The sequence below is a fragment of the Brevibacillus sp. SKDU10 genome, assembly GCF_001645205.1.
GTDB lineage: Bacteria > Bacillota > Bacilli > Brevibacillales > Brevibacillaceae > Brevibacillus_B > Brevibacillus_B halotolerans.
The window spans coordinates 45,000-70,175 of the sequence record NZ_LSSO01000146.1 but is presented as its reverse complement, the minus strand read 5'-3'; the positions used below and the strand labels follow the sequence as shown (position 1 = coordinate 70,175).

The following is a 25,176-nucleotide window of genomic DNA, read 5'->3' as shown; positions in this document are numbered from 1 at the left end:
GCTTTTCAGCTAATTTTTGTCATTTATTTCAGCCTTGAGGGCAGACTACAAGGCGAGGTGATGGAAGTGGGTAGCCAAAACATGCGAGCTTTACGTCTTCAGGGCAGAAGTGTCTGTGTGCTCGCTTGCTTGCTTTTGTGGGTCAGCTTCTTTCATAGGAGCTCCTCTATCTTAGCTGATGAAACAAAGGAAAAGCATGTCCTTGCTGGGATTGATGTTCTTTTATCACATCCTGAGCTGTTACATGGCAAGAAGATTGGACTTATCACGAATCAGACTGGAGTCACTAAGGATTTGGTTACTGATTTGGACGCATTTCAGCAAAAAGGTCTAAACGTAGTTGCCCTATATGGTCCAGAGCATGGAATATGGGGGGTAAAGCAGGATGGTGAGCCAACTGTTTTTCCTTCTGTATCGCCACAGGTAAAACAACATTCCATCCCTGTATTTGAACTATATCAAAAGAAACCAGAACAGATTGCGATGCTATTTGCTTGTACGGATATTCTTTTGTTTGATCTGCAGGATGTGGGTGTACGCTATTATACCTATGCTTCTACATTGGCTTATGTATTGGAGGCTGCTAAATTAGCTGATAAGCCAGTCATGGTGCTAGATCGTCCCAATCCCTTAGGCGGGGTCAGAATAGAGGGACCTCTATTGGAGGAGGGGTGGAGCTCATTTATCGGAATGATGCCTATTCCTCTGCGCCATGCAATGACGATGGGGGAACTTGCTTTCTTTTATAATGAAGAAGTTATGCCTAACAAGCGTGGAGGAAAGGCAGACCTGCGAGTAATTCGAATGCAAGGCTGGAAACGAGAAATGACTTGGGATCAAACTGGATTGTTATGGGTAGCCCCTTCTCCTAATCTACCCACAGTAGAGTCTGCTTGGTTATATGCTGCTACAGGATTGCTAGAAGGAACCAATCTTTCAGAGGGAAGAGGGACTACTCATCCATTTGAATGGATTGGTGCACCTTTTATTCATGCTCATCGCTTGCGAGCAGATCTTGTCCGGGCAAATCTTCCTGGGATAGCAATTCGGGAAGCACATATGGAACCAATGTACGGTAAATATAAGGGACAAGCCATTCATGGTGTGCAATTGTATGTAACAGATCGAACAGCTTATCATAGCACCTTAACGGGGCTTACCTTGCTGCATCTTATTAAAAAGCGTTATCCCCAGCATTTTAAATGGAGAGACGACGGCTGGATTCATTATATGGCAGGCACGCGCTCCTTGCAGGAAGCAGTTGATCAGCGAAACCTCCCCTTAACCCATAATCCCCAGCAAATGATTCAAAAATGGAGAGTAGCTCTACAACCATTTGCAAAGGTGCGTCAAAAATATCTGCTGTATCGTGAAAGTGGTTCAGGGAAACGTGGTGAGGGAATGCGTGATGAAGTGAATCAGGCGATAGAACAGGCCATTGAAGACAAGATTATCCCGGGTGCCGTGGTAGCAATTGTTACAAGAGGAAAAAGAAAAATAGAGCAAGCCTATGGACATGCCTATCTATATCAAAATAAAGCTGGCAAATTAGCAGAAATGCCAATAAAAATGACGGAAACACATTTATTTGATATCGCTTCTCTGACAAAGCTATTCACGGCTGTGTCCATTATGCAATTAGCAGAAAAACAACTGTTGCAGCTAGATAAGCCAGTAGCTGCCTATCTTCCCGCTTTTGCGTGTAAGGGAAAGCAGGCTATTACGATTCGGCAGCTTTTGACTCATACCTCTGGATTTGCTCCTACTATGCGGCTGTACAGAATACCGGGTGGTCGTGAGCAACGGATGAAGGCTGTACTCATGCTTGATCTCAAGAATCATCCCGGTGAAAAAATGGTGTATAGTGATCTCAATTATATTGTACTGGGGTATCTGATTGAACAGCTAACAGGGAAACGGCTGGATCACTATATGCAAGAGAATCTATTTCAACCATTGGGAATGAAGCACACAGGGTTTTGTCCGAAAGTAAATAGGCAGAAAATCGTAGCCACTGAACAGCAACCTTGGACAAAGCGCGACATCATCTGGGGCAGCGTTCATGATGAGAAGGCTTGGGCCTTAGATGGCGTGGCTGGACATGCTGGATTGTTTAGCAATGCAGATGATCTAGTACGATTTGCTACGATGATTCTTCATAACGGAAAAGCAAGGGGAAAACGGATACTTAAGGCTGAGAGTGTACAAGAAATGCTCGCGAATCAATTATCAGACACTTGCTCGAAACAAATGGGGCTTGGATTTGAGCGGAATCAAGCCTGGTACATGGGGCATGGTTTTGTCACGCCTAGCGTGGGACATACTGGATTTACGGGCACTTCATTGTTAATCAATCAACAACAACAGTCTATCGTGCTGTTATTAACGAATCGAGTGCATCCGACCAGAGAAAAACCTTCCCTTAATGCGTTGCGCCAAAAAATTGCTACCTTGGCTGCAATAGAAGGGGAGTAATCAACATGTGACGGAGGCCTATATTCATGAAACGGAAGCATGTTTTTGCTTATACGTCAGTTAGCTTGATTCTTCTTGCTTGTTTTTTCATTCCCTTCTTATCAAGGGACAGGGCAGATATGATCCGGACAACAACTGTGTCCACGACCCACCCCACAGATTTATTGTTGGCGCAAAATCTGCCTGAAACGCCCAAGACATATCCCGCCACGCAGATTCAATTACAAGCGTTGCATACTTATACCGATGGTCATCTATCAAAGGTGCAAGCTAATGTAAGCTGGAGCTCTAGCAATCCACAGGTAGCAACCGTTACGAGAGAAGGACTTTTAACCATACAGGATAAATTGGGCCAAACAGTCATTTTAGCGTCAGATGGGACCTACCATGACCGATTGGTGCTTGAAAAAACGGACAAGAAAAGTGTGAAGGTCATTACTGAGCCACAGGCCAAATACGATGTTATTTCTCGGATGCTCGCTACCATGAGCGTGGCTGAAAAAGTAGGACAGACATTAATGCCAAGTTTTAGTATGTATGGCGGCAAACCTTTTCAGGAGTTGACGCCAGAGATTGCAAATAAGATAAAGAGACTCCAGCTAGGAGGAATCATTTTATTTAAGGACAGTTTAAATGAGACCAAACAAATTGTTCAATTGACAAATGCTCTACAGAAAAACCAGCATAAATTTGGCTTACTTATCGGTACAGATCAGGAAGGCGGAGTTGTTTCACGACTGAAGCAAGGGACGAATATGCCAGGTAATATGGCATTAGGTGCAACACGAAATCCTAAGCTAGCATATCAGGCTGGACAAGTAATGGCAGAAGAACTCCTTTCACTCGGGATTAATTTGGATTTTGCACCAACCATAGACGTCAATAATAATTCTAAGAACCCAGTGATTGGGGTACGTTCTTATGGTGAAAACCCACAATTAGTAGCCGAAATGGGTACTTCCTTTATTGCAGGTATGCAGGATGCGGGAGTTGTGGCTAGCGCAAAGCACTTTCCCGGACATGGCAATACATCGGTAGATTCCCATGTTGGGTTACCCGTTATTTCGTATGGGAAAAAACAGTTGGAGCAAGTAGAGTTTATTCCATTTCGACAAGCAATCAAGCGAGGGGTAGATTCTGTTTTAGTCGCTCATATCGCTTTTCCACAGCTAGAGCCTACAAGGGTAGTGTCTCATCAAAGGAACAAATCCATTTATCTACCAGCTACGCTCTCACCTAAGCTCGTCCAAGGGTTATTGCGTAAAGAGTTTGGTTATGATGGCTTAGTTATTACGGATGCTATGGATATGGGAGGGATTACACAGCATTTCGAGACTGTAGATGCCAGTATTCGTGCAATGAATGCTGGGGCAGACATTATCTTAATGCCCCCAGATGTTGAAAAGGTTAGTTTAGGAATGCAGAAGGCAGTCATGTCGGGAACGATTAAGAAGGAACGTTTGGATGAAGCAGTTAAACGCATCCTAACAGTTAAAATTAGAAGAGGAATCTTTCCCCAGGAACAGATGCCACATGTTCCAATTCTTCAACAAATCGCAGAGAAATCAATTACTTCACCGGCACACAAACAAGTGGAGCGAGCTATCGCTGAGCAATCAATCACAGTGGTTAAAAATGATCGGATACTGCCGCTCCATCCTTCTTCTGGACAAAGAATAGCGGTGATTGGGTCGCGATATACGAGTGAAATGACTAGGGCAATCCAGAAATATCATCAAAATACAGTAGCCATTAAGCTCACCCATGTGCTCAATGCTGAGCAACAACAACAAATAGATCGTGCCGACATATTGATGGTTTTACCAGACTCATTCGCAGGAGGCTTGCAGCCGGTAAATCAAATAATAAAAAAGCTGATTGACCAGAAGCAAAAGCCAGTAATTATGATTTCTACACGAAACCCATATCAGCTTACTGATTTTCAAAACGTCCCTATGTATGTGGCGCAATATGGAAATGCAGATGCAAGCTTTCAAGCCACAGCAGCGATTCTGTTTGGTCAAGGGGAATCCAAAGGGAAGCTGCCCGTTACAATTTATGATACAAAAGGCAACATTTTGTATCCCTACGGTCATGGACTGTAAACGGTGTGTCTTCAAATGGAGTGAAAGCGGATGCCGTTGCACATACTAACAAAAAGTTGTAAAGGTAGGTTTATGTATGTGGATTGCTTCTAAACTAGGAATAGTCTTGATGCTTTGCGGAGCTTTTGTCTGTTCCTCAGTCACCGCTTCTGAACAAAAGATTCCCGATTCCATTAAAATGCGCAAAGTGGCCCTCATTATAGACGATTTTGGCAATAATATGAGGGGAACAGAGGAAATTCTTAATTTACCTATTCCATTAACGATTGCAGTCATGCCATTTTTACCAAGTACAAAAAAAGATGCTGAGATGGCCCATCAAAAGAAACATGACGTAATTGTTCACATGCCAATGGAACCAATGAAAGGGGCCAAAAAATGGCTAGGACCCGGAGCACTTATGGCTAACTTAAGTGATGAGGAAATCCGTGATCGAGTGAACAAAGCGATTGACGATGTTCCGCACGCAATCGGTATGAATAATCATATGGGGTCTAAAATTACCCAAAACCCACGTATCATGCGGATTGTATTACAGGTATGCAAAGAGCGAGGAATTTTTTACATTGACAGTAAAACCTCTTATAGAAGCATTGTGGGACAGATCGCTCGCGATTTACAGGTTCCTTATGTTGAAAACATGGTCTTTTTAGATGATGTGCATACGTCCTCACATATTACAAAGCAACTGAGACTCATTAGTGAAAAAGTAAAGCAAAATGAAGTATGCATTGCTATCGGCCATGTAGGGCCTGGAGGCAAAAAGGTTGCTCAAGCAATCCACAACTATTTGCCTCAATTACAAAAAGAAGCCACAATTATGCAGGTATCCAGAATGGTAAAAGAAAAACAAGCGACACCAACAAAGACAGACAAGGGAACGAAAAAATAAAGAAAAAGCTATAACTGTTACCCATTTGTGAGCAATTCGCTGCTTTTTTGATCAAAAATTGTCTTTTCCTTCCTATAAAAAGTAACAATTCATAACATCTCCCACAAGGGATGGACAGTATGTTACAATAGGAACTGTACTTGCTATATATGTACAGATAGGGAGGTGAGATGCACGTGGTGGATGAATTAATTGGTTTGTCATTACCTTATGTTTGGTTGCTCTTCTGGGTATCTGTAATTGTAGTTCCATGCTGTCAATTATTATTTACTCACATCGTTGGTAAACGTCAGTCAATGCAATACGAAGAACGTTTTGAATGGCGTCAACAGTTTGTGACAATGCCAATACGTTCGTCTTTTATTAAATTATATCGACGAGTACCTATGCGAAAAGAGAAGCGAGCAACCACGTCATCTGATGATACACTCCCAAACCTTCTCCTTGTTTGTTTATAGAGTTTGCAAACAATGAGGAGGATTTGTTCATGAAAGCTGTACGTAAATCATTACCTATATTTTTATTTGGTGCTGTGGTGTTATTGCTGAGCGGATGTAGCAATACAGCTCCGATAACATCAGATAGTCCTGGTATCTGGGATCACTTTTTTGTTTATCCATTTTCATGGTTAATCCAAAATGTTGCTAGCGTAACAGATGGGAATTATGGGTTAGCGATTGTTATTATGACGCTGTTGATTCGAACACTTTTATTGCCTCTCATGATGAAGCAAATGAAAAGTGGAGCTGCCATGAAAAAGCTGCAACCGCAGATTGATAAACTGAAAAAGAAGTATAGTAATTCCAATCAGGACCCTAAACAAGCCCAAAAAATGCAAATGGAAATGATGGAATTGTACAAAGCAAGCGGAGTTAATCCAATGGCGGGCTGTCTCCCTGCTCTGGTTCAGATGCCGATCCTAATGGCATTTTATTTTGCGATTCGTCGTACACCAGAGATTGCTGACCATTCATTTATGTGGTTTAACTTAGGACATGCCGATCCATTTTATATCTTGCCTTTACTAGCAGCAGCTACAACCCTGTTCCAAACGATTCTGTCAACGAAAATGACTCCTACCATGGGAGCTAATAATATGAAAATGTTCTATTACATGATGCCGATTATGATCTTTATGGCAGGAATAAATTTGCCTGCAGCCCTTCCGTTATATTGGGTCGTGGGTGGAGTATTTTCGCTCGTGCAAACCTATTTTTTAAATAAGGTTTATCATGTACCGCTAACTTCTTCTACAAGTGCAAAATAAATATAAATGATCATGAAAGAGGATAGTTGTCCAGTTTGAAGGGATAACCGTCCTCTTTTTTAATAAAAACTGTTAAAGCAAAACCAGCATAGGAACTAGTAGACAGCAATATTTATCGGAGAAGTAGTAGAGTTATGGAATGAGAATTGTATCGAAACTGCCAAATGCACAAGAGTTCTGGGAAAGAGTAGGATTAAGCAAAGAGTTCTCTATTATGTCTGATAATTCATGCTTGTAAAGCGTTATTTCTCATTTTTATTAGAAGCACAGATGAGAGTTCTCTGACGGGATAAAACCGTTAGAGGGCAGTTCGAATTTTACCTAGGGCTTACTATTTCATGTTTACCTTCAAAAAGATGTACAAGAAAACAAAAACATATTCTATATCCTTTGAGTAGTTGAACATACAAGCCATTTTTGATCTTTCTAATAAAGTATTATAAGGAGGTGTAGAGATGACAATACAATTTAAGACTAAGCTACGAGGCTCTGAGGAAGTCCCACCTGTTCTCACAGATGCTTCTGGGACCGCTACGTTCAAGCTTAGTGCAGATAATAGCAGACTTGATTTCCATTTATCATTACATGATTTATGTAACTTGACCCAAGCTCATATTCATATCGGGGTTAGAGGTGTTAATGGGCCGATAGTGGTATTTCTTTTTGGACCGGTACAACGTGGGATTAGTGTATGTGATGCCTTTGTGACTGGATCCATTACTAGTGCAGATTTGGTTGGTCCGCTCCAAGGAAGCACACTTGCGGAATTAATTCAACTGATGCTTAGAGGAGAAACCTATGTAAATGCCCATACCACTCAACACCCTGGTGGGGAAATACGTGGTCAGATTCGCAGAGTTGAAAAAGTTTGTATTTGTAAATGCTAGGCTAAGTACTCATCCTCATGTTCAGGATGTAATTCAGAATATATTCTTTACAGCCCTTCTTAAACGACTATTTGTGTAGAAAAATGTAGCAAAAATGGCGTGAAGGTGTTGCTAGCCTGCATGAAAAAGTCGTTTCCTATTTTGTTAAAGAAACGACTTTTTCATATACCAGTTTCTTTATTTAACAGGGGAGCCAAACGACTACCTCAGTTCCACCTGTAGGCGTTCTTCGCATCTCAATTCGTCCATGATGTAAATCAACAATTGATTTGGCGATTGATAAACCTAATCCACTGCCACCTTTTTCACGAGTCCGAGATTTATCTACTCGATAAAACCGTTGAAATACATTTGCAAGTTCTGTATCAGGAATTCCCACACCAGTGTCTTTTATATGTATCTCGACCCAGGCGTCAGTGGAAAAGACATGGACTTCAACAAAGCCCTCCTCTGTGTATTTTTTGGCATTATCTAATAAAATATCAAAAAGTTGACGGATTTTACCTGTATTCATAGGTAATGTTAATGGTGCATCCCATGAAAAGTAAAGCGAAAGGTGTTTAGGAAATAGCGTTGTCCATGTTGTACGGATTTCTTCTAACAAAGGAACCATATCCTGTGTGGCAAATAAGGCTTCCTTAGAGGGGTTATCTTGTAATTTAGCAAGCGATAGTAGATCTTCAATCAACTCAAAAAGACGCGAGCATTCTTGAAGCATGGCAGAAAGCGCCTCATCCCTTACCTCGGGATTATGCTTTCCCCAGCGTTGCAAAAGGCGTGCATAGCCTTCGATGATAGAAAGTGGCGTTTTAAATTCATGAGATGCATCTGCAATAAATTGTTGTTGCTTACTGAAGGCATCCTCTACACGATCCAATAGAGAGTTGAAAGCTAGGACTAAATCTTTGATTTCAGCATCATTTGTGATGACGGGAAGGCGTGAGCGTAAATCCTCAGCTTCTTTTTTACGAATTTGCTCAATCAGTTGGGTTAACGGCTGTAATCCAATTTGGGTCAATTGATAGACACCGATGGCTGAAATGATAAAGGTAGCGACAGCAGACCAGCACAGAATTTGGATCAGGATGCGAAAAATGGGACGGAGTTGTTCATTATCCTGAATGATGGTTAGCAAAAGGACATCTGGAAAACCAGGTAATTGAACCGTTTGCATTGAGCTAATTACATTTTCTTGATTACCTAAGTCTTCTTCTGTCCAGCCAGTACCAATCACAGATGCTAGGGTTTTGTCAGTGGAGGTTTCTAATAGAATCGCTTGATGAACATCAGCATATTTCAACAGTACATCCTTTACAACTTGAAGGTTAGTGGTTTTATGACCCAAAGTAGCTTTTTGCAACTCATTTAAAATTGTCACAACCTTCTTTTGCAATTGCTTTTGTTCATATTGATAAACCAAATTACTAGTAGAAATGTAGACAAACAAATTCATAAATAACAAAAACAGAGTCATTGCAGTGGTTAAAATGACGGTTAATCGCCAAGTTAAAGAAGTTGGCAGGCGTCTAGTTACTTGTTTTAGCATTTATTCCACCCGTAAACTGTAGCCAACTCCACGAATGGTATGGATTAATTTTTTGGCTCGTTTTCGTTCAATCTTATTGCGTAGATAGCGGATATACACATCGACTACATTGGTATTGCCCATAAAGTCGAATCCCCAAACTGCCGTCAATAATTGTTCGCGGGTTAAAGCTTGACCTTGATGATTAGCTAAGTACAGCAATAAATCAAATTCTCGTGGGGTTAATAAAATTTCCTTTGTATCACGGAATACACGCCGGTTCTGTACTTGGATTTCCAATGTGCCGATGTTTAGTATTTCCTGATTCTTGGAAACAACCGGGCGAAGATTAGCACGGATACGAGCAAATAACTCCTCGATAGCAAAGGGCTTAGTTAAATAATCATTAGCACCACTGTCTAGTCCAGCTACAATATCCTGAACCTCATTACGTGCCGTAAGCATGATGATCGGTACCTCACTTCCTGTATCTCGAATACGCCGACACACTTCAATACCGGAGATTTGGGGAATCATGACATCCAACAGAATGAGATCGTATTCATTATGTAATGCTTTTTCAAGCCCGATCTCCCCATCATAACAAATCTCTACTTTATATCCTTCATTCATTAATTCCAATTGTAAATAACGTGCAAGATTTTTTTCATCTTCAACTAAGAGAAAGCTCCCTTTGCTATCTGTCGGACTCATGCTGCTGTCACCCCCCCCCCCGCTTTGTATGTAAAGCTGTTGCTTCAAAACAGGTATATCTGTTGTAGTGTAACCAATTGATCCCCCTTTTACCAATTCTCACGAAAATCTTAAATTCTCTTTTCGTTCCAGAGAAGATTTGTAAGAAATGTATTGCGAGGAAATATTTCATTTCACGGGAGGATGACAGATGAGAAAAAAAGTAACATGGAAAAGGAATAATCAGCCTACCGATTGTATAATTGGTCGAAATATTATTGCAACAGCCGAACAATATTTGGGGATACCATACAAATATTGTTCTAGCCGTAAAGAAAAGACAACGATGGATTGCTCTGGTTTTACAATGTGGGCTTATAAAGAAGGAGCAGGAATTGACTTAGGCGCAGGTGGGGCACGCTCCCAATATAAACAAGGAACTCCCATTCCTCGATGTAAATTGCGAGTCGGTGATCTCGTATTTTTTTCGACAAAGAAAACCATGAAATACCCCAAAAAATCCATTAACCGTATTGGTCACGTAGGAATTTACGCCGGAAACAATCAGGTTCTACATATATACGGAAAGGAAGGCGTTAAGTACAGCAACATGTCTAAGGGCTGGTGGAATGACCACTATGAAAAAGCTGCGCGTTTCTTATAAAGAAAGTAAACAGAAGAAGCTCTCTCGTAAGGCGAATAATGGCCAACGGGAGAGCTTTTTGACACGATGAAAAAGACCAGTAGAGCAAAAATCAGATCTTTACCCATGGAAAAAGAAGCATTCTGACGAAAGCGGATCTGCTATGTTTTAGAAAATCCCCAAGTTATGATCATAAGCAGGACTTTGTGGCATTCCTTTTATATAACAAAGCAAATAGGCTCGGTACATGGGATAGACAGTGTTTCGTTTTGGGCTTGTTGGGTAGGTCTGCAAAAATCTTTCTGCTGAAATAACCCGCAATGATAATTCATGGCAAGACAATCGCAATCGTTGCCCATCGGTAAAAGGCTGTTGAGATTCGATAGCTTTAAGCGCCAAGTAAGAACGCATCTCATTAGACAATAGCTATAATAGGCAGCTAATTCCTCATAGGGAACAGCAGGCAGAATGTTTTTACTCTTCCAAGTGAGCTTATACCCTTCTTGTGCTATTTCCTGTTGGAGCTTTTGCATCAAAGGATCATGTTGGACAAGCTTGTCAAAGGAATTATGCTGCTTCGCGAGCTTTTGCAGCTTTACTTATATAGAAGGCTGTTCAGAGGTAGGCTTCCACAGCTTGAGGTGAGTGACATAATAATTCTCAAGTCCAAGAACAAGCTCAATCGCCTCTTTCTTTGAAGCAATTGCAATATGTTGATCGACGAATTCCTTTAGAGCTGTACCAGACGCTTTCACTGCTGGAAGCTTGTAAGCACAGGTGACTGGGGAGCATTGATTGTAGCTGCTAGTGTATGAGAGCTGAGAATATCTACTGGGTCAACTAGCGTGCTTATGATAGTAAGACGTAAACTACTCTTCGCATGAGGAACACTCCCAATGGTAAATCTCATCTCATATCGTAAGGAAAACGATCTAAGTAGGCAATATATTTTTAATAAACTGGCATAAATTATGCATGGTTTTAGACGGGGTGAGACCGTCGAAATGACACGACAGTTTCACCAGATTGTTTTGGGGGAGATCCATCAAGATTTTTTAATTTGAAAGGTTTGATCCAAAAGCACCCAGTTTTGTTTAAAGGGAATGCCTAGTCTCCAATAGCTAATTCCTCGTAAATTTAACTCTTTTAATAATGAAAACTTAGCTCGCATCGAACGTGCATCCTCAAACCAGACTTCATGCTCGCGACCTTGTTCATCGAAATACCGAAAATGCGGTGCTTGTGCTACCGGGTCGTATTGAATGGATTGCTGGTAACGTCGTGCTAGGTTAACCGCCTCTTTAGGACTCACTACTTTCGCATATCTTCCTCCGGGACGATAGGGGAGTGTCCAGTCATAGCCATATAAATTTTGTCCCATCATAATTTTTGTAGCGGGCATCTCAGTTAATGCATATTCAAGTACACGCCGCACCGGTCCGATTGGCGAGACAGCCATTGGAGGCCCCCCGCTATATCCCCATTCATAGGTCATAATAATTACAAAATCAACGATCTCTCCATGGGCACGATAGTCATGAGCCTCGTACCATTGACCTTGTTGGGTAGCACTGGTTTTCGGGGCAAGTGCAGTTGATATCATGTATCCATTCGCATGGAGACGATCCCTTGCTTTCCGCAAAAATTGATTATAGGCTTCGCGATCTTTGGGATAAAGGTGCTCGATATCAAAATGAATGTCACTAAATCCATATCTTTGCGCTCTCTGTATGATTTCATCGAGCAAGCGATTTTGTTTTTGCTCATCGTTTAGAATTTCCTCACCTAATTCCGCACTGAATTGATTATTTTCTATGTTTGTAATCACCATCATCAAGGTTGCTCCATTTGATGAAGCGATCCTTGGCAGATCGCCCAGCTCCAGTGAGGTAAGACTCCCATCTCGCTTGATTTGATAGCTAAATGGGGCAATGTAGGTTAAATAGGGTGCTGATTCTTGAGCAATTTGTTCAGTCATTGCGATGTTTCTGCGTGGCTCTATGTAGGCATTCACTTCAATCGTGGGCTGAGGTGCTTGGGGAATGGTTAAAACCATGCCAGGATAAATTGGCCTTGAAGCAGAAAGATTGTTTGCTGCTTCTAATTGTTGAACAGAGACATTGAATCTTAATGCAATCTCATAAAGAGTATCCCCGGGCTGGACCGTGTACTGCTTAGGAGTAACGATTACTAGCGATTGACCTACTACCAGGGTTTGTTGGGGCGTAAGATCATTATCGTTGGCGATTTGTTCTACAGAGGTTTTATAACGATTGGCGATTTGATATAAACTGTCACCGGGTCGGACAACATAAATGATCATGAGGCCACCTCCTTGTTGTTTATCTCTTCTACTCATATTCAAGAGGAAGCCAATTTAGGTGCTATTTTTCTTGGATGTATCTGGAGGGAATGATGTGATGCATGTTTTTTGACAAGGGCACAATAAGGAGGCGAATGAGAAAGGAATGAAATGTATGCAGGAATTGGACTACAGGCGAAAAGTGACAGTTATGCTAGCTATTATGTCGGCGTTATTGTTTGCTTCCATTAATCAAACAATTGTGGGGACAGCGCTCCCTAAAATTATTGCTAAATTGGGTGGCATGGATTATTACAGTTGGGTGTTTACGATCTATATGCTCACCTCAAGCATCGCAACCATATTAGTAGGAAAGCTTTCTGACATGTATGGCCGCAAGCCTTTCATTTTGATCGGATTAGGAGTATTTGTTTTAGGTGCCTTTTTATGTGGAACATCTCACAATATTTTTGAACTGATTTTGTATCGAGGTATTCAGGGTGCTGGTGCAGGGGTAATCATGTCCACGGCTTTTACCTCCATAGCTGACCTATTTGCTCCAAGGGAGCGAGGGAGATGGCAAGGCTTAATGTCATCGGTGTTTGGATTAGCTAGTGTGTTTGGACCTGTGCTAGGTGGATATATTGTTGATAATGCAGATTGGCATTGGGTGTTTTGGGTGTTTTTACCGTTTGGAATCATTGCAATTGGAATGATTTATTGGCTGTTTCCACGTGCAGTTCATAAAGAGAAGCAAACCGTTGATTACTGGGGTTCGCTACTTATTACGACAACGATGGTGCCTTTTCTGCTAGCATTTTCATGGGCGGGCACAAAATATGAATGGACGTCCCTGACGATTCTCGGTTTGTTTGCCTTTACTGTGATTTCATTATTTTTATTTATTTATATTGAAAAGCAAGCGATAAATCCTGTTATTCCATTACATTTATTTCGTAATGATATTTTCACGATCTCAAATGTAATTGGCTTTATTGTTGGAGCTGGGATGTATGCATCAATTATGTACATGCCATTTTTTATTCAGGGGGTACTTGGATATTCGGCTACTCATTCTAGCTATCTAACAATGCCTATGACGCTTAGCTTGGTTGTGGGGAGTGCAGTATGCGGTCAATTGATGACGAAGACAGGTACGTATAAGAAATTTGCCTTGGGTGGCTTAGTGCTCATGCTTGCAGGGATGTATTTACTGGCCCGAATGGATCAAGGAACTACGAATAGCTCAATTGTGTTCAATCTAATTGTATTTGGATTAGGGCTGGGAGTAGCTATGCCCTTATTTACGATCACTGTCCAAAATGCAGTGAAGAGTAAGGATTTAGGAGTTGCTACAGCCGCGTCACAGTTATTTCGTTCCTTAGGCGGGACAATTGGCGTAGCTATTATGGGAACCATTCTTTCCGTACGCATCGGCTTAAAAATGAGTGAGTCGACGGCACAATTAGGTATTAGTCATCTGCCTAACATTCCGCCAGAACTTGTCCAGAAAATCAGCGCATTGCATAACCCACAAATTTTACTGGACCTACAGCGGCTGGATCAAATAGAAAAGAGTCTTCCACCAGTGCTGCACGAGCTGTTTAATCATGTAATTGCCAATTTACGAGATGCCTTGCAGTATGCATTAGCAGGAGTTTTTCTTACTTCCACCTGGTTGCTTGTATTTGCTTTACTTCTTACGTTTTTTCTACGAGAAATACCGTTGCGTAGTGAAGGCGATACACGGCAGGTAGCTACCAAAAAAGCTTCATTGGGGAGTAATTCCAAAAAGAGATTGAATGAGCAGGAGTAGAAAAAGAAAAGAGCTTTGCATACGGCAAAGCTCTTTTTCTTTCCTTATACGGATGCGGCCAAGTGAATTTCATCCTCTGTTAAATAACATTGTGGATCAGATGCCCAGAAATCTCCATAGAACCCCTGTGCGCGAGGCCGGAAGTTTCCGTTACAGACGGAGAAGTATTGACAGGTCGCACAGCGCCCATGAATTTTGCTTTTTCGGTCACGCAACCCAAGAAGAATAGGATGATCTCCCTGCCATATCTCTGCGAAGGACTGTTCCCGCAGATTTCCAAGTGGGATGTTTTGACTAAATTGATCAGGATGTACAATTCCACGATGATCAATATTGCAGAAAGCGATACCAGAACGATTACCGCCATTACGTTGCAGCTTTTCCCAAATGCGTTCTGCTAGCTCAGGATCGGTTTCCATTACTTTTAGGTAGAGATAGATTGCATCTGCATGGTTGTCAACTGTTAAAATTTCGCGAGGTAGTCCTGATTTTTGGAAATAATGAATTTTTTCGATGATAAAGTCTAAAGCCTCACGTGTTTGCTGATGAGTAATATCATCCTCGACTCCTCCACGGCCTGCATAGACAAGATGATAGAAACAGACACGCGGAATATTCTCTTTTTCAATCAGGTCAAAAATATCTGGCAACGCTTCAATGTTGTGTTTGTTCATAGTAAAACGAAGGCCAACCTTTTGACCCACAGCCATACAGTTTCGGATTCCACGAATGGCTAAATCAAAGGCGCCTTCTTTTTGACGGAAAAAATCATGCGTCTTTTGCATTCCATCCAAGCTTATGCCAACATAGCTAATACCTAAGTCCTTTAAGCGCTTGGCCTTTTTCTCATCAATAAGCGTGCCATTGGTTGAGAATGTAATTCGAATCCCCCGAGAAATAGCATGCTCGGCTAGCTCAAAAATATCTGGTCGAATGAGAGGTTCACCGCCCGAAAACAGAATAACGGGTACCTTCATATCTGCTAGCTGATTAATGACATCGTGGGCTTCCTCTGTGCTTAGCTCTCCATCATATTTTTTATTTTCGGAGCTGGAGTAGCAATGTAAGCAATGAAGATTGCAAGTTTTTGTAATATTCCAAGCAACAACGGGTCCATGCCCATGATGGGTTCCTGTTTTTTGGTTTCGAGAAGCCTCTGAATATCGCAATTTATCTCCGAAGGTCGTAGTTGTTTCAAGTAAACTGGAAAGTCCTATCATCATATCCTCCCTTAAGCCTTTGTACAAACTTTCACGGCCTAATTCTAGCAAATAGCTGGAAAAGATTTTGTGAGGAATATCACTTCTTGGAATAGCCAACTTAGTTACAATCAAAAAGAGCAAGGAGGGATTGGTATGCTGGAATACGAGAGCGATTTCGCTATGAAAAAGAAACATGAACACATTTTGCTTTCCTATTTATACAATGACCACAGCGAGCTGGATGGAAAACTAAAGCACATTCTGTCCCTGATTCGTTATGGCACAAAATGGAACGAAGCATTGCATGAAGATTTACATCGTTTCCTTCAATTCCTTCAAACAGATTTCCGTCGGCACATTATGGTGGAGGACGATATTTTATTTTTTACGTTGACGAATCGACTGGCAACATTAGAGGAGCCATTACTGCTCATTAAATCAGAACATGATCGGTTATTAGAGATCTCAGATCGAATTGGGGTAGAATTGAATCAGTGTGTGCGACAGGAACAAAAAACATCGACGATGGTTTGTTTACTGAAGCAATTTGATGAGCTATTTGAAGAGCATACAATCAAGGAGGATAGGGTATTGTACCCGATGGCCAATCAACTGCTGACATTAGCTGAAAAGGATAGCCTGTATCAGACAATCTCCAAACATTATAAATAGATACCATCATGCCAATGGAGTGAACTAGATGAATTACGACCAGAATCCTTTTATCGTGATTTGGGAAGTGACGCGTGCATGTGCACTGCGTTGTTTGCATTGTCGCGCCGTAGCGCAGCCCAATCGTCATCCAGACGAGCTGAGTACTGAAGAAGGGAAGGAATTGTTAGATCAGATCAAAGAAATGGATAATCCTCTTCTTGTTTTTACTGGCGGCGATCCATTAATGCGGGAAGATTTATATGAATTAATCGATTACGCAGTAAAAATTGGATTACGTGTCTCTATGTCTCCTAGCGCTACGCCACGTGTAACAGAAAAAGCGATCGTACAAGCAAAAGAGGCTGGGCTATCACGCTGGGCTTTTAGCCTAGATGGTCCTACCGCAGAGGTGCATGATTATTTCCGCGGAACACCAGGCTCGTATGATATTACCGTAAAATCGTTGGCTATTTTGAAAAAACATGGGTTACCTGTTCAATTAAATACAACGATTTCTGTTTATAATGCGCATTTACTAGAAGAAATGTCCCAGATGGTGGAAGAATGGGGCGCAGTTCTATGGAGTGTTTTCTTTTTAATTCCTACGGGAAGAGGGCAGGCAAGTGATGCGGTATCCCCAATGGAGCAGGAGCGCATTTATCGCTGGCTGATCGAGAAGAGTCAGACTGCTAGCTACAGCATCAAAACAACAGCAGCCCCTGCCTACCGGCGAGCACTGTACTTTGCAACACAAAAGGGCATGAATACCCAATCTGAGAAAGTTAAAAGAATGGATCACTTAGGACGTTCAGCTGGAGGAGTTACGGACGGCAAAGGCTTTGTGTTTATTTCTCATGTAGGGGATGTTCAGCCAAGCGGATTTTTACCAATTAATTGCGGAAATGTACGCCAAACACCTTTGGCTGATTTATATCGCAATCATGCAGTCTTTCAATCGTTACGCTACCCGGATGGCTATTCGGGTAAATGCGGCGTCTGTAGCTTCAATCAGGTATGTGGCGGATCACGCGCCCGTGCTTATGCCATGACAAAGGATTATTTGGCAAGCGATCCTTCATGCATGTATATTCCGCCAAAATGGGAAGAAGGCTATGGACAAAATCAATTGGGCCACTTTTAACACAACAAAATGACCATAAATAGAACATTGGAAAAGAAGCAAGAAATGTTAGGTTGACATGGCTTGCTTTTTTTGCTTGTCATTTTTAATTTTTTCTATATTAATATATTTTTGTACAAAATGTGAAAAAGCAAATCCATGTGATTAAAATCACAAAGCGCTGTATAAGAGTTGGGTATGATTTTGATGTAAAAAAGGTTGTATATATAAAAAAGTTCAATTTCGTTTAAAAACATAGGTTGAGCGTTTGAACTTACTAGAGGAGGTAACCTATGTCAACAAAAGGAGTAATGAAATGGGAGCCTGAGAATCCGGAATTTTGGGAATCTACAGGCAAAAAAGTGGCCAACCGCAACCTTTGGATATCTATTCCAGCCCTTTTACTTGCTTTTAGTATTTGGTCCATTTGGTCGGTTGTTGCTGTGAATCTGAATAAAGTCGGGTTTCAATTTACAGCAGATGAGCTATTTAGCTTAGCTGCTCTTCCAGGTCTCTCAGGTGCTACACTGCGTATTTTATATGCCTTTGTCGTTCCAATCTTTGGGGGGCGTAATTGGACCGTATGCAGTACAGCTTCGTTGTTAATTCCAGCCATTTGGATTGGATTTGCTGTACAAGATCCGTCTACCTCCTATGAGACAATGGCATTGCTCGCCATTTTGTGCGGCTTTGGTGGTGGTAATTTCGCTTCTTCCATGGCAAATATTAGTTTCTTTTTTCCACAAGCGAAGAAAGGCTCTGCTTTGGGATTAAACGCGGGACTTGGGAATCTTGGTGTAAGTGTAGCACAATTTCTAGTACCAATCGTAATTGGGATTAGCGTATTTGGAAATATTGCTGGCGGGCCACAATCAAGTGATACAACGCAATTATGGTTACAAAATGCTGGATTTATTTGGGTAATTCCGATTTTACTGACTACAATTGCAGCTATGTTTGGAATGAATAATCTTCCGATGAAGCAATCGATTAAAGATCAATTGGTTATTTTTAAACGCAAGCATATGTGGATTTGTTCGTTTCTCTACACGATGAGCTTCGGGTCCTTTATCGGCTTTGCAACAGCATTTCCATTGCTAACGCAGCACCAGTTTCCTGATGTAAATCCGTTGCAATATGCCTTTATTGGTCCTTTATTAGGAGCATTAGTTCGGCCGGTTGGAGGTATGCTGGCAGATAAGCTTGGCGGGGCAAGGGTAACTCTCTACAATGTGATTTTGCTGATCGCTGCTACGGCTGGTGTTATCTACTTCATGAATGCTAAAGAGTTCTGGGCATTTTTCGCCTGTTTCATCGTGATTTTCTTTACGACGGGGATATGCAATGGTTCCGTTACACGTATGATGCCTGCGATCTTTCCGCCAAAGGAAGCGGCGCCAGTCATCGGCTTTACATCGGCTATTGCGGCATACGGGCAATTCTTTATTCCCAAATCATTTAGTATGTCGATTAAGGCTACGGGTGCCCCAGATATTGCTTTATATGGGTTCTTGGTGTTTTATGCAGTAGCTTTGATTCTGCTGTGGCACTTCTATGCACGTAAAAATGCCGAGATAAAGTGCTAGAGTATAACCCGGTTTGATTCAACAAAAGAGTCTTGGTTGCCAGTGACCAAGACTCTCTTTTAAATCTGACATATTTCATTGGGACAATCATCACAGCAGATGGCATCTTTTAAAAAGGTAAGGTCCTTAATTAAAATATTTCCTTGGGAATTTTGCTCGATGACATCTTGTTTCTTTAAATCAGACAGCATGCGGTTTACGCTTTCTCTGGTCAGCCCAATGAATTGAGCTAAATCTCGATTAGTAAGAGCAAGCGTAATGTAAATCCCTTTTTCATGTGGTTCTCCGTAGCTGTTACTCAGCCGGATAAGCGTGGAGTATAGTGCTCCGATTTTGCCATTTAACAACAAATCACGGAATTTGGATTGGATACGGCGATTCATGATACCCATCCACCGCAAAAACTCAGCACAGAATATCCCATTTTTCAAGAGAAGGCGTTCTAAGGATTGGCGGGGGATAATGTTGACTTCACCAGCTTGCAACATGCTGGCGGTAGTGTTGTAGCTTAAGTTCTCTTCGAACAATCCGGGCACCCCTACTAGTTCTCCATCGCTGAAGACTTGCAAAGTTAATTCTTTTCCGTCCGTCGTCGTCTTGGTCAGTTTCAATTGTCCGGATTCAATCAGGTATAAATGATCAGCCTTGTCTCCATCCATAAAAAGCACGGAGCCAGCAGCAAATTTTTTAGAAATAGAAATCTCTTTTAGACGCTGGGTAAAGTCAGGGGAGACTTGTTGAATGAATGTAAATCCTTGATTGCCCACAACGAGACCTCCATGCAAATTGACGTTTTCTTGCGTTTTATTATAGCGATGAATAACTAGAAATGAAAGGCACTATTTCATAATGTTAAAAATTTGTGCAGGAATAAGTGATGCTCATCACAATGAGCAAGAAATGAATTAAGTACAATGACAATCGATCATCACCAATAAAAGAAAAAATAGGGCAAAAAAACTAAAAATTACAGGGGGGTAGTAGATCATGGATCGTGCTTTTGCATCCAAATTCGCCAAGAGAGCCTTTTGCATTATCTTGGTGCTGTTTTTCTTATCATATGTAGGCTCAAGATCATTTACACATATGGATTTAGCCTTATATGGGTATATGGTTGGCACAATCGTGTTTATTGGCGGATTTTTATATCGATTTGGCGCGTGGGCAGAACGTCCACCTACTAAGCTTATCATTAAAAAGGGGATAAAATTACTTTTTCGTAAAAATAGCCCTAAAACAGCTACCGAACAACTGGTAACGTATCGCTTCATTTGGAATCGCCATTGGTATCGTTGGACTCAGCATATCCTGATAGGATGGGGCTGTATGCTTGCCGCTTTCGTAACCTTCCCGCTTGTTTTTGGCTGGATGTATTTTACGATGCCGATAAACGGAATGTACACGGTTGTATTTATGGGAATTGATTTGATGACGATTCAGGCAGATGGAATCTTAGCTTATTGTTTTTTTAATGCTTTAAACATTAGCGCCTTTATGGTGATTGCTGGTGTTTCAATGGCCTTGTATCGTCGGTATAAGGATATGCAAGCTCGTGCGGAACAAAGCTTTGTTTATGATTTTTTACCGCTATATTTATTAATGGCTATTAGTGTCACAGGTCTATTCTTAACCGCGTCTAATGTCTTTTTGGCGGGCTTTGGTCATCCCGTATTAAAAATGATTCATCAGTTCTTTGTAATTATTACGTTAATTTATCTGCCATTTGGTAAGCTTGCGCATGTGCCATTCCGTCCAATGAGTGTGTTTGCACGCAATTATCGACTTCATTACAGTGAACAATCGATGAAAACCTGTAAGCTATGCGGGGCAGAATTCGTCTCCGTAGAGCAATCGAACGACGTTATCGAGGTGCTGCAAAAAAATCAAATGGCATTTGAAATGCAGGAGGGCTTTCACTTAGCAGAGCTTTGCCTGCCATGTCGCCGCAAATATCGGATGTTCCGGTTTACAGGCAAACCAACACATCACACTTTGAAGGAGGAGGGCAACCAGCATGCCAACGGATAAATTTCAAAAACAGATTCCCAACAAAATTCATCCAGGTGAAAGGCTTGTTGATACTCACTGTAGCTATTGCGGCATGCAATGTGGCATGAAATTGCGAGTGGACATTGCCTCTAACAAGATCATCGGGGTAGAACCTCGCTACGATTTTCCCATTAATCTAGGCAAGCTGTGTCCGAAAGGAACAACAGCTTATCAGCAGGTGAATCATCCTGATCGGATCAAACGTCCGTTAATTCGTGATAATGCAGCGTTAAAAGGAACATCAGAAGGCTTTCGAGAAGCTAGCTGGGACGAAGCCTTAGACCTTATTGTCCGAAAGTATCAGGAACTGCAAGAAAAGTATGGAAAGGATACTTTGTCCGTTTACTCTGGGGTTTCCATGACCAATGAAAAATGTTATTTAACCGGGAAATTTGCTCGGATTGCTTTACAAACACGCTATATTGACTACAATGGTCGCTTTTGCATGTCATCAGCGGCTGCAGGCTTAAATCGTAGCCTGGGAATTGATCGAGGCTCCACGATTCCATGGACAGATATTCATCAGACGGATTGTTTGTTTATCACGGGATCAAATGCCGCGGAGTGCCATCCCACGAGCATGTTTCGTATTTGGGAGGTTCAGAATCGAGGGGGATACCTAATTGTCGTCGATCCACGTGAAACACCGTTGGCACGACGAGCTGATATTCATTTAGATATTCGTCCAGGGACCGATTTAGCCTTAGCAAATGGAATTGTTCATCTGCTGATTGAAAAAGGGTATGTCGATGAAGAATTTGTGAAAAACCACACAAATGGCTTTGAGGAAACAAAGGAATTGGTAAAGGACTTTACGCCAGAATATGTGAGTGAGATTACAGGATGTGACATACAGAAAATCATTCGTGCTGCCGAGATTTATGGGAAGGCTCCAAATGCGATCGTTATGTTCTGTCGGGGTGTGGAACAGCAATCGAAAGGAACAGATAATGTATCAGCGTATACAAATATGGCGTTAGTAACAGGAAAAATTGGACGCCCCAAATCAGGGGTAGCAACATTAACTGGCCAAGGTAACGGACAAGGTGGACGTGAACACGGACAGAAAGCGGACCAATTACCGGGCTATCGTAAAATGGATAATCCCGAGGATGTAAAGCTAGTAGCAGAGCGTTGGGGGGTACCTGTTTGTGAGATGCCGAAAAAAGGGGTATCTGCCTACGAAATGTTCCAACTGATGCTGGATAAAACCATCCGTTCTCTCTATTTGTTATGTTCTAATCCCGCGGTAAGTGCGCCTAACCAGCATCATGTACGGTCAGCACTTAAGCAACTTGATTTTATGGTTTGTGTGGATTTTTATTTATCGGAATCAGCTGAATATGCAGATGTGATTTTACCAACTACAACATGGGCAGAGGATGAAGGCACGACCACTAATCTTGAAGGACGTGTGATTCGTCACAAACAAGCTCAAGACTGGTATGCGGAATCTAAGCCTGATTGGTGGATTCAAATTGAAATTGCCAAACGTATGGGACGGGGAGAATATTTTTGGCATTTACAATCTCCGCGCGATATATTTACTGAGTTAACGGAGCTGTCTCGGGGCGCTGTTGCAGATTATTCGGGCATTACGTATGAAAAAATTGAACAAAATAATGGCGTTTTCTGGCCTTGTACATCAGATGAGGATCAAGGACAGCCGCATTTGTTTTTAGACAAACAATTTTATCATCCTGATGGCAAGGCGAAGATTTGTGCTCTGCCTTATCGCCCGCCAGCAGAAGAGCCATGCAAGGAATATCCTTTACGCTTAACTACAGGACGTGTAGTCTTTCATTATCTGTCTGGTAATCAGACACGCCGGATTCCTTTTTTGAAAGAAATGTATCCCGATCCATTGCTAGAGGTTCATCCTGAAACAGCAGAGGCATATGGCATCAAGCATGATGAGGTTGTTGTATTAAAAACCCGCCGCGGTCAAGCGAAGTACAAGGTGAAAATTATTGAAGCGATTCGACCTGATACTGTTTTTGTACCCTACCATTGGGGAAAGGACGAATCTATTAACCTGCTTACGAATCCAGCGCTTGATCCTTATAGTCGGATGCCAGAATTTAAGGCATGTGCAGCGGAGATCGTCAAGCTAGACAAGGGAGGGAAATGCCATGGCTAAGCACACTTTATATATTGAAATGGAAAATTGCATCGGGTGCCGGAGCTGTCTAGCGGCCTGTACGCAGTGTGGTGGCCATGATATGCGCAATCGCAACTATGTGTTGGAGACCGACCCGTTTGTCAGTCGTCAGACGATTCCACTAATGTGCCTGCACTGTGTTAATCCGGCTTGTGCCAGAAGTTGTCCTGCTCAAGCGATTCAGATAGCCGATAATGGAGCGGTTTTATCAGCTTTAGTAGAAAAATGCATAGGCTGTCAAAACTGTACGATTGCTTGTCCGTATGGTATCCCCAAATTTGATGAAGAACAGAACCTGATGTACAAATGCGATCTTTGCTACGATCGATCAAAGGACGGGATTCCTCCTATGTGTGCTTCTGTTTGTCCTACCAATACATTGCAATGGCTAACAGAAGAAGAGCTAGCCCAGAAGGATTCTCAGGTAAAGCTGGCCAACGGTAAATGGACCGCCAGCATGCTTGGGGCCTTAGAAGGGGAAACGAATGTCAAGATCAGTCTGCCTGGCATCTTACAAGGAAAACAGAAGCTATTCTAAGGGAGGGTGTCATACGATATGGAAAATAAACGAAAAATGATAGTCCCAAAGCAGGATGATAACTATACACATAATATTCATCGAGATAATGAACGCAAGTTGGATCGCCGGGGATTCATGAAAACGATGGCAGGAGCTGTAGGAGTATTTGCCGTAGCCTCATTACCCTGGGGAACACTGGCTGCCCGTGAGCTGCTTGGGCTTGCGCCTAAGCAGGAAGATAACCTGCTAAAGATAGCGGATGTAGCTCAGATCGGGATCGGCGAAGCAGTCAATTTTGCTTATCCGAGCAAGCATGATCCAGCATTGCTGGTACGTATAGGGAAGGACGAATATAGAGCTTATCAGAATTCCTGTCCTCATTTGAAATGCCCTGTGTTTTGGAATAAGGAGCAACAAGAATTATTATGTCCGTGCCATCATGGTAAATTTAGCGTTATGACAGGAGATCCGATCGCTGGCCCACCTAAACGTGCTTTACCCGAAATTAAGCTCAAAATTGAAGGTGGAGCCATTTATGCGACAGGAGTGAAGCCATATGAAATCTAGCCAATGGAGAGTTGTTTGCATGAGCTTGCTTTTGTTGGTGAGTATTACGTTTGTGCAACTGTGCGTCGATATGTTTTATGCCCAGCGTTATTTGGAGGTGTTGGTATTTAGCGGCCTGGCTATCATTTGTGTACCGGTGGCCTTCTTAATCTATTTACTTGATAAACGCCGATAGTTGAGGGATGATTGGAAAGGAGAAGTGACGATGAACGCAGAAAAGCAGGCTGGTTCGTTTTTGCAAAAAATACTGCCTGATTTTGTGAATTGCGCTATGGAGATTCAGATCATTGATGTTGCCGAGGATGCAGAAAAAGAGGTGGCACCTCCGATTCATCGTCATTTGGCTAAATGGGAATTGATTGAAAATGATACCATGGTTCGTTTGCATTTTAATTCCTGTCAGTTTATCGCCATTCCTGCGGTTGGAGTTGGGATTAGCTTAAAGCAGTTGGCGGCACAGGTGCAACAGAATAACCAAGAAAAGCCGGAATGCTGTAAGGATTGGGAGAATGATCAGAGGAATGATGAACAACATACCATGCTTCAGATAAATGATAGTGAGCGTCAATTAATCTATCAAATTATGTTTCACAGACCTACTATTTAAGATACTTATAGCTTTTCGATAAAGGGTAAAATTTATCCCGTTCCTCTAAAAATGATGGAAGCTCATATTTAGAGGAATGGGATTTTTGTGTAGACTGAAAAAAGG

General features: G+C 41.9%; 23 protein-coding genes. 17 read left to right on the top strand and 6 right to left on the bottom strand.

Going from position 1 to position 25,176, the window contains the following annotated elements:
• Window positions 1-66 precede the first annotated feature (66 nt).
• The 6 genes from AYJ08_RS10215 to AYJ08_RS10190 all read left to right on the top strand — a co-directional run bounded on the left by AYJ08_RS10215 (window position 67) and on the right by AYJ08_RS10190 (window position 7,626).
• Complete coding sequence (locus tag AYJ08_RS10215) at window positions 67-2,475, top strand: exo-beta-N-acetylmuramidase NamZ domain-containing protein (protein WP_064017655.1); 2,409 nt, start codon at window positions 67-69, stop codon at window positions 2,473-2,475.
• A 26-nt stretch (window positions 2,476-2,501) separates the two neighbouring features.
• Window positions 2,502-4,580: a glycoside hydrolase family 3 protein gene (locus tag AYJ08_RS10210; protein WP_064017632.1), complete on the top strand. Its 2,079-nt coding sequence runs from the start codon at window positions 2,502-2,504 to the stop codon at window positions 4,578-4,580.
• Window positions 4,581-4,656: 76 nt separating this feature from the next.
• A complete protein-coding gene (locus tag AYJ08_RS10205) occupies window positions 4,657-5,472 on the top strand; it encodes a divergent polysaccharide deacetylase family protein (protein ID WP_064017631.1) in 816 nt (271 codons plus the stop codon).
• A gap of 170 nt (window positions 5,473-5,642) precedes the next feature.
• The gene (locus AYJ08_RS10200; protein WP_064017630.1) at window positions 5,643-5,930 is read left to right on the top strand and encodes a hypothetical protein; all 288 of its coding nucleotides are present in this window, start codon (window positions 5,643-5,645) and stop codon (window positions 5,928-5,930) included.
• A 29-nt stretch (window positions 5,931-5,959) separates the two neighbouring features.
• Window positions 5,960-6,739, top strand: a complete 780-nt coding sequence (gene yidC, locus AYJ08_RS10195; RefSeq protein ID WP_064017629.1) for a membrane protein insertase YidC — start codon at window positions 5,960-5,962, stop codon at window positions 6,737-6,739.
• Window positions 6,740-7,194: 455 nt separating this feature from the next.
• Window positions 7,195-7,626 carry a CHRD domain-containing protein gene (locus AYJ08_RS10190; RefSeq protein WP_064017628.1) on the top strand — a complete coding sequence of 144 codons (432 nt, stop codon included), beginning with the start codon at window positions 7,195-7,197 and terminating at the stop codon, window positions 7,624-7,626.
• Between the two features lie 181 nt (window positions 7,627-7,807).
• Here the strand turns inward: AYJ08_RS10190 and AYJ08_RS10185 are convergent, their stop codons facing one another.
• Both AYJ08_RS10185 and AYJ08_RS10180 read right to left on the bottom strand, forming a co-directional pair.
• Window positions 7,808-9,172, bottom strand: coding sequence for a sensor histidine kinase (locus AYJ08_RS10185; RefSeq protein WP_064017627.1), 1,365 nt, complete (start codon window positions 9,170-9,172; stop codon window positions 7,808-7,810).
• Complete coding sequence (locus tag AYJ08_RS10180; protein WP_064017626.1) at window positions 9,173-9,865, bottom strand: response regulator transcription factor; 693 nt, start codon at window positions 9,863-9,865, stop codon at window positions 9,173-9,175. It abuts the gene before it with no gap.
• Between the two features lie 190 nt (window positions 9,866-10,055).
• Between AYJ08_RS10180 and AYJ08_RS10175 the strand changes: the two genes are divergently transcribed.
• On the top strand, window positions 10,056-10,508 hold the full coding sequence (locus AYJ08_RS10175) for a C40 family peptidase (protein WP_064017625.1): 453 nt from the start codon (window positions 10,056-10,058) through the stop codon (window positions 10,506-10,508).
• 147 nt (window positions 10,509-10,655) lie between these two features.
• Here the strand turns inward: AYJ08_RS10175 and AYJ08_RS23510 are convergent, their stop codons facing one another.
• Window positions 10,656-10,886, bottom strand: a complete 231-nt coding sequence (locus AYJ08_RS23510) for a hypothetical protein (protein ID WP_157452848.1) — start codon at window positions 10,884-10,886, stop codon at window positions 10,656-10,658.
• 646 nt (window positions 10,887-11,532) lie between these two features.
• Window positions 11,533-12,810, bottom strand: a complete 1,278-nt coding sequence (locus AYJ08_RS10170; protein ID WP_064017624.1) for a glycoside hydrolase family 18 protein — start codon at window positions 12,808-12,810, stop codon at window positions 11,533-11,535.
• Window positions 12,811-12,964: 154 nt separating this feature from the next.
• Between AYJ08_RS10170 and AYJ08_RS10165 the strand changes: the two genes are divergently transcribed.
• A complete protein-coding gene (locus AYJ08_RS10165) occupies window positions 12,965-14,605 on the top strand; it encodes an MDR family MFS transporter (protein ID WP_064017654.1) in 1,641 nt (546 codons plus the stop codon).
• A gap of 44 nt (window positions 14,606-14,649) precedes the next feature.
• Here AYJ08_RS10165 and AYJ08_RS10160 read toward each other — a convergent pair whose 3' ends face one another.
• Window positions 14,650-15,828, bottom strand: coding sequence for a radical SAM protein (locus AYJ08_RS10160; protein WP_231929080.1), 1,179 nt, complete (start codon window positions 15,826-15,828; stop codon window positions 14,650-14,652).
• 132 nt (window positions 15,829-15,960) lie between these two features.
• On the opposite strand from AYJ08_RS10160, the gene AYJ08_RS10155 reads away from it, so the two are divergent.
• The 3 genes from AYJ08_RS10155 to AYJ08_RS10145 all read left to right on the top strand — a co-directional run bounded on the left by AYJ08_RS10155 (window position 15,961) and on the right by AYJ08_RS10145 (window position 19,167).
• Window positions 15,961-16,479, top strand: coding sequence for a hemerythrin domain-containing protein (locus AYJ08_RS10155; RefSeq protein ID WP_031415435.1), 519 nt, complete (start codon window positions 15,961-15,963; stop codon window positions 16,477-16,479).
• Between the two features lie 28 nt (window positions 16,480-16,507).
• Window positions 16,508-17,602 (top strand): TIGR04053 family radical SAM/SPASM domain-containing protein, encoded by a 1,095-nt coding sequence (locus AYJ08_RS10150; protein ID WP_064017622.1) that lies wholly within the window; start codon window positions 16,508-16,510, stop codon window positions 17,600-17,602.
• A gap of 272 nt (window positions 17,603-17,874) precedes the next feature.
• Window positions 17,875-19,167, top strand: a complete 1,293-nt coding sequence (locus AYJ08_RS10145) for a NarK family nitrate/nitrite MFS transporter (protein WP_064017621.1) — start codon at window positions 17,875-17,877, stop codon at window positions 19,165-19,167.
• 59 nt (window positions 19,168-19,226) lie between these two features.
• Here AYJ08_RS10145 and AYJ08_RS10140 read toward each other — a convergent pair whose 3' ends face one another.
• Window positions 19,227-19,934, bottom strand: a complete 708-nt coding sequence (locus tag AYJ08_RS10140; protein ID WP_064017620.1) for a Crp/Fnr family transcriptional regulator — start codon at window positions 19,932-19,934, stop codon at window positions 19,227-19,229.
• Window positions 19,935-20,154: 220 nt separating this feature from the next.
• Here AYJ08_RS10140 and AYJ08_RS10135 point away from each other — a divergent pair, with 220 nt between their 5' ends.
• From AYJ08_RS10135 to AYJ08_RS10110, 6 genes are read left to right on the top strand one after another with little or no spacing between them, the layout of a single operon-like run.
• Window positions 20,155-21,195 carry a hypothetical protein gene (locus tag AYJ08_RS10135; RefSeq protein WP_064017619.1) on the top strand — a complete coding sequence of 347 codons (1,041 nt, stop codon included), beginning with the start codon at window positions 20,155-20,157 and terminating at the stop codon, window positions 21,193-21,195.
• Entirely contained in the window at window positions 21,182-23,356 is a 2,175-nt protein-coding gene (locus tag AYJ08_RS10130) for a molybdopterin oxidoreductase family protein (RefSeq protein WP_064017618.1), read from the top strand. The genes AYJ08_RS10135 and AYJ08_RS10130 overlap by 14 nt, the downstream gene beginning before the upstream one ends.
• The gene (locus tag AYJ08_RS10125) at window positions 23,349-23,915 is read left to right on the top strand and encodes a 4Fe-4S dicluster domain-containing protein (protein ID WP_003336142.1); all 567 of its coding nucleotides are present in this window, start codon (window positions 23,349-23,351) and stop codon (window positions 23,913-23,915) included. Before AYJ08_RS10130 ends, AYJ08_RS10125 begins: the two co-directional genes overlap by 8 nt.
• Window positions 23,916-23,933: 18 nt before the next feature.
• Window positions 23,934-24,464 (top strand): QcrA and Rieske domain-containing protein, encoded by a 531-nt coding sequence (locus tag AYJ08_RS10120; RefSeq protein WP_031415424.1) that lies wholly within the window; start codon window positions 23,934-23,936, stop codon window positions 24,462-24,464.
• Window positions 24,454-24,639, top strand: coding sequence for a hypothetical protein (locus AYJ08_RS10115; RefSeq protein WP_064017617.1), 186 nt, complete (start codon window positions 24,454-24,456; stop codon window positions 24,637-24,639). The genes AYJ08_RS10120 and AYJ08_RS10115 overlap by 11 nt, the downstream gene beginning before the upstream one ends.
• A 30-nt stretch (window positions 24,640-24,669) precedes the next feature.
• The gene (locus tag AYJ08_RS10110; RefSeq protein ID WP_064017616.1) at window positions 24,670-25,071 is read left to right on the top strand and encodes a hypothetical protein; all 402 of its coding nucleotides are present in this window, start codon (window positions 24,670-24,672) and stop codon (window positions 25,069-25,071) included.
• Window positions 25,072-25,176: the final 105 nt, after the last annotated feature.

Bases quoted from the DNA above. Each gene is read 5' to 3' on its own strand.
- AYJ08_RS10210 (WP_064017632.1), top strand. From the start codon at position 2,502: ATGAAACGGAAGCATGTTTTTGCTTATACGTCAGTTAGCTTGATTCTT.
- AYJ08_RS10205 (WP_064017631.1), top strand. From the start codon at position 4,657: ATGTGGATTGCTTCTAAACTAGGAATAGTCTTGATGCTTTGCGGAGCT.
- AYJ08_RS10200 (WP_064017630.1), top strand. From the start codon at position 5,643: ATGCACGTGGTGGATGAATTAATTGGTTTGTCATTACCTTATGTTTGG.
- yidC (WP_064017629.1), top strand. From the start codon at position 5,960: ATGAAAGCTGTACGTAAATCATTACCTATATTTTTATTTGGTGCTGTG.
- AYJ08_RS10190 (WP_064017628.1), top strand. From the start codon at position 7,195: ATGACAATACAATTTAAGACTAAGCTACGAGGCTCTGAGGAAGTCCCA.
- AYJ08_RS10185 (WP_064017627.1), bottom strand. From the start codon at position 9,172: ATGCTAAAACAAGTAACTAGACGCCTGCCAACTTCTTTAACTTGGCGA.
- AYJ08_RS10180 (WP_064017626.1), bottom strand. From the start codon at position 9,865: ATGAGTCCGACAGATAGCAAAGGGAGCTTTCTCTTAGTTGAAGATGAA.
- AYJ08_RS10175 (WP_064017625.1), top strand. From the start codon at position 10,056: ATGAGAAAAAAAGTAACATGGAAAAGGAATAATCAGCCTACCGATTGT.
- AYJ08_RS10170 (WP_064017624.1), bottom strand. From the start codon at position 12,810: ATGATCATTTATGTTGTCCGACCCGGTGACAGTTTATATCAAATCGCC.
- AYJ08_RS10165 (WP_064017654.1), top strand. From the start codon at position 12,965: ATGCAGGAATTGGACTACAGGCGAAAAGTGACAGTTATGCTAGCTATT.
- AYJ08_RS10160 (WP_231929080.1), bottom strand. From the start codon at position 15,828: ATGATGATAGGACTTTCCAGTTTACTTGAAACAACTACGACCTTCGGA.
- AYJ08_RS10155 (WP_031415435.1), top strand. From the start codon at position 15,961: ATGCTGGAATACGAGAGCGATTTCGCTATGAAAAAGAAACATGAACAC.
- AYJ08_RS10150 (WP_064017622.1), top strand. From the start codon at position 16,508: ATGAATTACGACCAGAATCCTTTTATCGTGATTTGGGAAGTGACGCGT.
- AYJ08_RS10145 (WP_064017621.1), top strand. From the start codon at position 17,875: ATGTCAACAAAAGGAGTAATGAAATGGGAGCCTGAGAATCCGGAATTT.
- AYJ08_RS10135 (WP_064017619.1), top strand. From the start codon at position 20,155: ATGGATCGTGCTTTTGCATCCAAATTCGCCAAGAGAGCCTTTTGCATT.
- AYJ08_RS10130 (WP_064017618.1), top strand. From the start codon at position 21,182: ATGCCAACGGATAAATTTCAAAAACAGATTCCCAACAAAATTCATCCA.
- AYJ08_RS10125 (WP_003336142.1), top strand. From the start codon at position 23,349: ATGGCTAAGCACACTTTATATATTGAAATGGAAAATTGCATCGGGTGC.
- AYJ08_RS10120 (WP_031415424.1), top strand. From the start codon at position 23,934: ATGGAAAATAAACGAAAAATGATAGTCCCAAAGCAGGATGATAACTAT.
- AYJ08_RS10115 (WP_064017617.1), top strand. From the start codon at position 24,454: ATGAAATCTAGCCAATGGAGAGTTGTTTGCATGAGCTTGCTTTTGTTG.
- AYJ08_RS10110 (WP_064017616.1), top strand. From the start codon at position 24,670: ATGAACGCAGAAAAGCAGGCTGGTTCGTTTTTGCAAAAAATACTGCCT.